7 protein-coding genes are annotated in these 6,309 nt (G+C 71.6%); 4 read left to right on the top strand and 3 right to left on the bottom strand.

The features are described 5' to 3' along the window. Positions 1 to 182 precede the first annotated feature (182 nt). On the bottom strand, positions 183 to 1,541 hold the full coding sequence (locus tag ACHFGS_RS06315; protein WP_394289287.1) for a uracil-xanthine permease family protein: 1,359 nt from the start codon (positions 1,539 to 1,541) through the stop codon (positions 183 to 185). 92 nt (positions 1,542 to 1,633) lie between these two features. Beyond that, the gene (locus ACHFGS_RS06310; RefSeq protein ID WP_394279318.1) at positions 1,634 to 2,581 is read right to left on the bottom strand and encodes a phosphoribosylaminoimidazolesuccinocarboxamide synthase; all 948 of its coding nucleotides are present in this window, start codon (positions 2,579 to 2,581) and stop codon (positions 1,634 to 1,636) included. 88 nt (positions 2,582 to 2,669) lie between these two features. Here ACHFGS_RS06310 and ACHFGS_RS06305 point away from each other — a divergent pair, with 88 nt between their 5' ends. Beyond that, entirely contained in the window at positions 2,670 to 3,209 is a 540-nt protein-coding gene (locus tag ACHFGS_RS06305; RefSeq protein ID WP_394279319.1) for a hypothetical protein, read from the top strand. A gap of 79 nt (positions 3,210 to 3,288) precedes the next feature. Here the strand turns inward: ACHFGS_RS06305 and purD are convergent, their stop codons facing one another. Further along, a complete protein-coding gene (purD, locus tag ACHFGS_RS06300) occupies positions 3,289 to 4,557 on the bottom strand; it encodes a phosphoribosylamine--glycine ligase (protein WP_394289286.1) in 1,269 nt (422 codons plus the stop codon). Positions 4,558 to 4,686: 129 nt separating this feature from the next. On the opposite strand from purD, the gene ACHFGS_RS06295 reads away from it, so the two are divergent. From ACHFGS_RS06295 to ACHFGS_RS06285, 3 genes are all read left to right on the top strand, one after another. Next, positions 4,687 to 5,040 (top strand): sterol carrier family protein, encoded by a 354-nt coding sequence (locus ACHFGS_RS06295; RefSeq protein WP_394279321.1) that lies wholly within the window; start codon positions 4,687 to 4,689, stop codon positions 5,038 to 5,040. Positions 5,041 to 5,145: 105 nt separating this feature from the next. Beyond that, complete coding sequence (locus tag ACHFGS_RS06290) at positions 5,146 to 5,943, top strand: HtaA domain-containing protein (protein WP_394279322.1); 798 nt, start codon at positions 5,146 to 5,148, stop codon at positions 5,941 to 5,943. Between the two features lie 31 nt (positions 5,944 to 5,974). Continuing rightward, on the top strand, positions 5,975 to 6,304 hold the full coding sequence (locus ACHFGS_RS06285; RefSeq protein ID WP_394279323.1) for a potassium transporter Trk: 330 nt from the start codon (positions 5,975 to 5,977) through the stop codon (positions 6,302 to 6,304). The last annotated feature ends 5 nt before the right edge of the window (positions 6,305 to 6,309 follow it).

Genomic DNA, 6,309 nt, shown 5'->3' with positions numbered 1-6,309 from the left:
GGCATCCAGCACCTGCAGGGTCACGACGTCACGGTAGAACGCGGTCTGCGCGTCGAGGTCGCCGACGAGAAGGGTGACGGCATCCATCCGCGTAGCCGCGTGAAGGCGGGCGGATGCCGGGGCGAGATCAGTCATGTGTAGCTACAACTAATCCGCGCCCCGGCGCATTCCCGCGGGCTGCGTTACTGCGGGTCGCCGCCGAGCTGGCCGATCGGGACGATGGGGCCGCCGTCGTCGGCACCCGTCTTGCGCGCACGGGCGATCGCGTTGCCGCCGTGGTAGATCGCCAGGGCGGCGACCGTGCCGAGGACGATCCCGCCGAACTGCAGCTGGCCGAGGTCCATCGTGAAGTTGGCGATCGCGACGACGAAGGCCACCGCGACGGTGTACTGGTTCACCGGCCGCGAGAAGTCGACCTGGTTGTCGACCCAGATCTTGATGCCGATGACGCCGATGAGGCCGTAGAGGGCCGTGGTCACGCCGCCGATGACGCCGTTCGGGATCGTGAAGAGAATGGCGCCGACGACCGGCGAGAACGACAGCAGCACCGCGATGATGCCGGCGACCCAGTACGCGGCGGTCGAGTAGATGCGGGTCGCCGCCATGACGCCGATGTTCTCGCCGTAGGTGGTCGTGCCCGATCCGCCGAAGGCGCCGGCGAGGGTGGTGGCGAGGCCGTCGGCGACCAGCGCTCGACCGGTGCGGTTGTTGATGGTCGGGTCGCCGGTCATCGTGGCGACGCCGCGCACGTGGCCGACGTTCTCGGCCACGAGCACCAGCACGACGGGCAGGAACATCGGCACGAGGCTCCAGGCCACCGGGTCGGTGAAGGCGGGCAGGTGGAAGGTCGGCAGGCCCACCCACGCGTTCTCGTCGATGAGCTTGGACACGCCAGAGAAGTCCACGCGCCCCATTGCGACGGCGACCGCGTAGCCGACGAGGACGCCCAGGAAGATCGAGATGCGGCCCAGGAATCCGCGGAAGAGCACGGCGAAGAGGATGCATGCGACGAGCGTGATCGTCCCGAGCAGGGCGTCGCTCTTGAAGTTGTTCCAGGCGGCGGGAGCGAGGTTCAGGCCGATGAGGGCGACGATCGCGCCCGAGACGACAGGAGGCATGAGGCGCTCGAGCCAGCGGGTGCCGGTCGCCTGCACGAGGAACCCGATGCCGGCCAGCAGCACGCCCGCCACGAACACGCCGACGAGGGCCTGCCCGATCTGCTCCGGCGTCTCCAGCGGCTTCCCCTCACCCGGGCCCGCGGCGAGGATCGGCGCGAGGAACGCGAACGACGAGCCGAGGTAACTGGGCAGGCGGTTGCGGGTGAGCAGCAGGAAGAGCAGCGTGCCCACACCGGAGAAGAACAGCGTCGTCGTCACCGGGAAGCCGGTGATGAGCGGCACCAGGAAGGTGGCGCCGAACATCGCGACGACGTGCTGACCGCCGATGGCGATGGTGCTGCCCCAGCCGAGCCGTTCGTTCGGGGCGACGACGGCGCCGGGTGCGATGCGACGTCCGTCGCCGTGCAGGGTCCACGTGGGCATGCGGGAGCTCCTCAGATAGTCGGGTGGGGGTGGGGCAGCGATCAGAGTATCGGCGCGCGGCGGTGCGCGATCGGAGCGCGCGCGGATGTTTCTCAGGCGGTCAGCAGGTCGCGGAGCTCGCGGTACTTCGCCGCGGTGCGCTCCACGATGTCCGCGGGGAGCTCGGGCGGCGTCCCCTGCTTGTCCTCCCCACGCCCACTCGACGCATCGCTCACGCGCTGCGCGGAGCCTCCGGGCGCGTGGGCCCAGTTCGCCGCGAGCCAGTCGCGAACGATCTGCTTGTCGAAGCTCGCCATGCGCTCAGCGGGGGTGGTGCCGGTGCGCCAGGCCGCGGCATCCCAGTACCGGGACGAGTCGCTCGTGAGCACCTCGTCGGCGAGCGTCAGCGTGCCCTCGGCGTCGAGGCCGAACTCGAACTTCGTGTCGGCGAGGATGAGGCCCTTCGCCTCGGCGAGGGCGGCGGCGCGGCGGTAGATCTCCAGCGACGTGTCTCGGAGCTCTGCCGCGCGTTCGGCGCCGACGAGCTCGACGGTGCGCTCGAACGAGATGTTCTCGTCGTGCTCGCCCAGCGGAGCCTTGTAGGCGGGCGTGAAGATCGGCTCCGGCAGGCGATCTCCGTTTCGCAGGCCGCTCGGGAGAGGGATGCCGCACACCGTGCCGTCGGCCTGGTACTCGGCCCATCCCGACCCGGTCAGGTAGCCGCGGACGACACACTCGACGGGCAGCATGTCTAGTGCGGTGACGATCATCCCCCGACCGGCGGTCTCGATCGGCGCTTCCTCGCCCTCGATGAGGTGGTTGGGGATCGGGCGGCCGCCGTCTCCGCCGGAGAGCTGGTCGAACCACCACAGGCTGAGGCTCGTCAGGAGAGCCCCCTTGCCGGTGATCGCTGGTTCCAGCACGTGGTCGAACGCGCTCACCCGGTCGCTGGCGACGACCAGCAGCCTCGACCCGTCTCCGCCCACCGGGCGGTACAGGTCGCGCACCTTGCCGGAGTAGATGTGGGTCCAACCGGGGAGGGGGGTCGCGGCATCCGTCACCTGCTCATTATCGACGCTGCGGCGAGGCTCGTGTGAGCGGATGACGTCGCTGGCACGCCGGCGGGACCCGGCGCCCTAGGCTGACGCCATGATGCACCGTGCCGCAGCTCCCGTCCTCGCGACGCTCGTCGCGTTCACCCTGGCCGGGTGCATCTCCACCGACATGGTCGGCCCCGACCCGAGCCACACTCGGCCGCAGGAGACGCCGACGGTGCAGGAGCCGGCCGAAGCGACGAATCCTGCCGCGCCACCGCACATCGCGGCGGCTTACGAGGTGCCGCCGGCGAGCGACGACGAGATCGCGCGCATCGTGTACGTGTCGGACGGCCCCGACGGTAGCCCCGTCACGGAGACCACCATCGCCGGGCTCGCACGGACAGGGGCGCTGTATCAGATCCGCTACGACTGCCGACCCGCAGTGACAGGCGCCACCCTGGAGTTCACCTGGGCCGCTGCCAGCGAATCGGGGACGACCGATCCGACGGGTGCGCTCCTCGTCGAGTGCGAGGGGCCCGCGATGTCGGAGGGACTCACGCTCGCCGACGCCACGGACGCCGCCTACCAGTTCGCGGTCACCAGCACCGACACGATCGACCGCTTCTGGGCGCAGGTCGTGCCGATGCCTTGACGTCCGGGTCGGGCGCGGGGCAGGTCAGGCGCTGTCGCCGAGCGACCCGCACGGGCGCTGCGGTCAGCCGTTCCTGCGGTCACCCCGCTACGCGCGCCGCGATGTCGGTGCGGAAGTGCGCGCCCTCGAGGGAGATCCGCTCGATCGCGGCGTACGCGCGCTCGCGGGCGGCGGCGAAGTCCGCTCCCGTGGCCACGACGTTGAGCACCCGACCGCCGGTGGCCACCAAGCCGCGGTCCTGCGCCGCGGTCGCGGCGTGCGTGAGGTGCACGCCGTCGACGGATGCCGCGTCGTCCACGCCGCGGATCGGGCGACCCGTCACGGGGGACTCGGGGTAGCCCTCGCTGGCGAGCACGACGGTCACCGCCACGTCGGCGGCGAACTCGGGCTGCGGCTCGGACTCGAGGGTGCCGGATGCCGCGGACAGGAGCAGCCGGGAGAGCGGACTGGTGAGGCGGGGGAGGACCACCTGGGTCTCCGGGTCGCCGAAGCGCGCGTTGAACTCGATGACCTTGATGCCGTCGTCGGTGAGGATGAGCCCCGCATAGAGGAGGCCGATGAACGGCGTGCCCTCGACGTCGAGCTGGCGGATCACCGGCTCGGCGACCGTGCGCGTGACCTCGGCGACGAAATCCGCCTCGCTGCCGAACCGGTCGGTCAACCAGGGGAGCGGCGAGAACGCGCCCATGCCGCCGGTGTTGGGGCCGGCGTCGCCGTCGTACGCGCGCTTGAAATCCTGTGCAGGGCTCAGCGGGCGGACGGTGTCGCCGTCGGAGACGAAGAACAGTGACACCTCGGGGCCGGAGAGGAACTCCTCCACCAGCACGCCGCCGACGGGCAGGTAGGTCTCGGCGTGGCTGAGGGCCGCAGCGCGGTCCTCCGTGACGATGACGCCCTTGCCGGCGGCGAGGCCGTCGGCCTTCACGACGTACGGAGCGCCGAACTCGTCGAGCGCGGCGGCGACCTCGTCGAGCGTGTGCGCGCGCGCAGCGCGGCCGGTGGGAACGCCCGCGGCATCCATGATCCGCTTCGCGAACGCCTTCGAGCCCTCCAGCTGAGCAGCCGCCTTGCCGGGACCGAACACCGGGATGCCGCGCTCACGCAGCGCATCGGCGACGCCCGCGACCAGCGGGGCCTCGGGGCCGATGATGACGAGGTCGACGTCGTTCTCGAAGGCGTATCCGGTGACCGTGGCCGGGTCGTTCGGGTCGAGGGTCACGAGGGTCGCATCGGCGGCGATCCCCGCGTTGCCGGGTGCGGCGAGGATCTCGTGGCCTGCTGCTTCGGCGCGGAGAGCGAGGATGATGGCGTGCTCGCGGGCACCCGAACCGAGAACGAGGATCTTCACCCGGCCATCCTACCGGCGGAGGTGTCGCTCCGACGGGGGTGTGGGCCTGAGCGAGCGTGGGGCCTGAGGGAGCGTGGGCGTGCGGGAGCGTGGGTCCTGAGGCAGCCTCGGCGCGCTACCGTCGTCGGTATGGCGCGGAAGATCACCACCGGCGACGGCCGCGACGCGCTCGCCGCCGTCCGCGAGGGCAGCACGACCCGTGCCGATCTCGGCACCGCGGTCCGTTACCTGTTGCAGCTGCTTGCCGAGAAGGCTCCGGGCAACTCCGTCGAGGTGCGGGTTCCGCCCTTCGGTGCCGTGCAGGTCGTCGAGGGACCGCGCCACACCCGAGGGACTCCGCCGAATGTGATCGAGACGGATGCCGCGACCTGGATCGGCCTCGCCACCGGTGAGCTCGCGTGGGCCGACGCCGTCACGGCCGGCCGCGTGCAGGCGTCCGGCACGCGCGCCGACCTCATCGGGCTCCTGCCGCTGCGGCCCTGAGCGGTGCGCCTCGCGCATCAGCCGGCCTCGCCGGTGCCCGAGCTGCCGCCGGGCCCGACTCCTCACGGCCGACGCTCCCGTACGATCGCTCCGGAGAGGAGCACGATGACCCGCACCATGACGCCCGCAGCGCTGACTGCCGCGCTCATGGTCGTCGCGCCCGCTGCGCTGCTCGCCGCCCCCACTCCTGCATCCGCGACCGACACCGTCGCCTGCACGGTCACGGTCGCCGATGTCCTCTGGGAGGCGGGATCCAGCGAACTGATCGCGTCCGGTGCCGTCTCCACCGACGACGAGGCCATCTCGTTCACCGACGGCAGTGGCGTCGTCGACCCGGTCGGCCCCGTCGGCAGCATCGCTTTCGAGGGCACACTCTCCTTCGCGAGCGACGCCGGAGTCAAGACGACGCTGTCGGGCGGCACCGTCGTCCTTGCCGAAGACTCCGGACAGCTCCTCTTCGATGTGGATGCCGAGGGCTCGTCCTCCGCAGCCCAGGCCCCCCTCGCGACGATCGACCTGCGCGGAGCCGCGGTCACCGAGGACGGCGAGACCGTCACCGTCACCGCCGTCGAGGCGCCGACCTCCTTCGCCGACGACGCGATCACCGGGTGGGTCGGGGAACCGGGGGCGCTGGACCTCACCGTCGTCGCCGAGTGCCCGGCGCCCGAGGCGACGGGAGCCCCGGATTCGGAGACCACCGGCGCCGCCCCCGGTGCGGCCGATGACGCCGACGGTCAGGGACTCTGGATCGGGCTCGGCGTCGGCGCGCTGGCCCTTGTCGTGGCGGTGCTCCTCGCGGCGGGTTCCATCGCCCGGCGACGGCGCGATGCGGCATCCGCTGATCAGCCGACCCACTCGACCGGGCCCACGGACCTCCCCGAGCCCGATCAGCACCACCCCTGACCGCGCCCGCGGCGCGTGGGACAATGGGGGAATGATCGAGCACTCCGAGTCGCACGTCGAATCCGCGGAACTGCGCCGCAGCCCCCGCTTCGGGGTCTTCTTCGCCGTGGGCGCCGCCGTGGGACTGCTCGCCGCGCTGATCCTGACGTTCGCGTTCGGCGGCACCGCTGCGAGCCCCAGCACCGGAGTGACGTATTCGACGACCCAGGTCTTCGGGTTCCTCCTGCTGGTGTGCGTGCCGGTGGGACTGGCGCTCGGCGCCGCCGTCGCGCTCATCTTCGACCGCTCCTCGCGCCGCCGCACGCGCACGGTGCAGATCACGCACGAGACGGTGCGCGAGGAGGATGGGCAGACCGGCTGACCGCG

This window comes from Microbacterium sp. (assembly GCF_043427715.1).
Lineage (GTDB): Bacteria > Actinomycetota > Actinomycetes > Actinomycetales > Microbacteriaceae > Microbacterium.
Note: the sequence above shows the minus strand (reverse complement) of the source record. Positions and strands in the feature narration are given on the sequence as shown.

Excerpts from the sequence above, each read along its gene's own strand:
- ACHFGS_RS06315 (WP_394289287.1), bottom strand. The coding sequence starts at position 1,541 with ATGCCCACGTGGACCCTGCACGGCGACGGACGTCGCATCGCACCCGGC.
- ACHFGS_RS06305 (WP_394279319.1), top strand. The coding sequence starts at position 2,670 with ATGATGCACCGTGCCGCAGCTCCCGTCCTCGCGACGCTCGTCGCGTTC.
- ACHFGS_RS06295 (WP_394279321.1), top strand. The coding sequence starts at position 4,687 with ATGGCGCGGAAGATCACCACCGGCGACGGCCGCGACGCGCTCGCCGCC.
- ACHFGS_RS06290 (WP_394279322.1), top strand. The coding sequence starts at position 5,146 with ATGACCCGCACCATGACGCCCGCAGCGCTGACTGCCGCGCTCATGGTC.
- ACHFGS_RS06285 (WP_394279323.1), top strand. The coding sequence starts at position 5,975 with ATGATCGAGCACTCCGAGTCGCACGTCGAATCCGCGGAACTGCGCCGC.